Annotated in this window: 3 protein-coding genes; 2 read left to right on the top strand and 1 reads right to left on the bottom strand. The window is 59.3% G+C overall.

The genetic code is table 11. The features are described from left to right. Both GSQ92_RS26815 and GSQ92_RS26810 read left to right on the top strand, forming a co-directional pair. On the top strand, positions 1–622 hold a 622-nt coding region (locus GSQ92_RS26815; protein WP_216856991.1), incomplete at its 5' end, for a hypothetical protein. A gap of 18 nt (positions 623–640) precedes the next feature. After that, positions 641–1,288, top strand: coding sequence for a glutathione S-transferase family protein (locus GSQ92_RS26810; protein ID WP_158805165.1), 648 nt, complete (start codon positions 641–643; stop codon positions 1,286–1,288). A gap of 180 nt (positions 1,289–1,468) precedes the next feature. Here GSQ92_RS26810 and GSQ92_RS26805 read toward each other — a convergent pair. Next, positions 1,469–1,766: putative PEP-binding protein (locus GSQ92_RS26805; protein ID WP_159014616.1), on the bottom strand; the 298-nt coding region annotated here is incomplete at its 5' end.

The following is a 1,766-nucleotide window of genomic DNA, read 5'->3' as shown; positions in this document are numbered from 1 at the left end:
TCCTCACAGCCTATTGGCGATGATCCTGCAACGCGAGTTTAGCCGGGCGCTCGCATGGCCGCCGGAAGTCCTTGATCGTGCGTTCGCACTGGCGAAGCGAGGGGTCGAACTCTCTGATGGTGAAGGCACGAGCCACGCGGCGCTGGGCCATCTGTACCTGGAAAGACGTTGCTTCGATACGGCGCTGCGCCATATGGAGCGCGCCAATGAGATTAATCCGGCCAACCCGGCGAGCAAGGCCGATCTCGGTATACTCCTTACCCGGATAGGCCGCGCGGAAGAGGGGCTTGAGCACCTACATTATGCCCGCTGCATAGACCCATATTTCGGACCTTCTTGGTACTGGCGGGTGCTCGGGGTCGCCCAGTTCGCGCTATATCAATACGGGGAAGCCTTGGCCAACTTTGATCGGGGCGCACCAACGGGCGCGGGCGAGACTGCCATGATGGCGGGATGCTGCGCGAAGTTGGGCTTCGTCGAACGCGCTCGGGAGTTGGTGGCGCAGTGTTTGGCAATTCAACCCGACGCGACGATAGGCTACCTCGTCGCCAGAACCCTCTTTAGCGAAGGTGACCGCGAGCATCTTGCCGAGTGCCTGCGTCTTGCCGGATTGCGCGAATAGCCCCGTTTGAGGAACACGATGTACACTCTCTATTATTCGCCGGGCAGGGCAAGCCTGGCGATCCACTGGATTCTGATCCATCTTGGCGTTTCCTTCGAGGCTCGCTTGATAGATTTCGTCACCAAGGCCCACAAGAGCCCCGAATACCTTCGGATCAACCCCGACGGAACGGTTCCAACGCTCGTCGTGGGTGGTGCGCGGTACTTCGAGTCCGCCGCGCTTGCGCTGATGTTGGCGGAGCGCCATCCGGCGGGCGACCTCGATATTCCGCAAGGAGCGCCGGAGCGGTCAGACTACCTGCAGTGGATGGTTTATTTTGCCAATACGCTGCAGCCGCTCTACCGTGCGTGGTTCTACGCCGATGAGGTTGGAGGAGCCGAAGCGGTCGAGGCGGTGAAGGCGCATGCGCGTGTGCGCATCGAGAGGGTTTGGGAGCGTGTCGATGCACGGCTGCGGGAAACGCCCTACATTGCGGGCAAGAGCCTCAGTGCCGTCGATTTTCATGCGACCATGCTTATGCGCTGGTCACGCGAAATGCCAACGGCCGCGGATCGATGGGACAATATAGCTGGTTATCTTGATAGGATGAGAGCTTTGAAATCATTCAGCCTTGTGCACGAGCGCGAGGGACTTGAGATGTGGCCTCGTGTCCTTCGCGGATTCTAGCTCGGGGGTCGACATTTCTATGTCTCATCTCCCAAACAAGAGAATTAAATATCTCGTTCAGCTCATTCGAGCTTTCCCGGGAAGACTTTCGCTCTACGGCACTTTTACGCCCTCTCTAGGGCCGACTGTTCCGGATAATCATCGAGCCTTCCCAGAAAGAGTCGCCGTTTTCTAGCACTTTTATGGCCCACGGAGCTGGAACACCTTGACCGAGCGACCGGAAACATAGTCGAGCCCGACGTCCTGGCAGAAGGCGATCGAGGCGGGATCGCCGCCATGCTCGCCGCAAATGCCGAGCTTGAGCTTCGGTTTCGTCGCCCGTCCTTTCTCGACCGCGATCTGCACCAGCAGGCCGACGCCATCACGATCGAGCGACACGAAGGGGTCCTTCTCAAAGATTCCGCTCTCGACATATTTCGGCAGGAACTTGCCGGCGTCGTCGCGCGAAAGCCCGAAAGCGGTCTGGGTCAGGTCGTTG

It is taken from the genome of Acidisoma sp. S159 (genome assembly GCF_009766125.1).
Classification (GTDB): Bacteria; Pseudomonadota; Alphaproteobacteria; order Acetobacterales; family Acetobacteraceae; genus Acidisoma.
The sequence above is the reverse complement of the archived record's forward strand: the minus strand, read 5'-3'. Positions and strand labels throughout refer to the sequence as shown.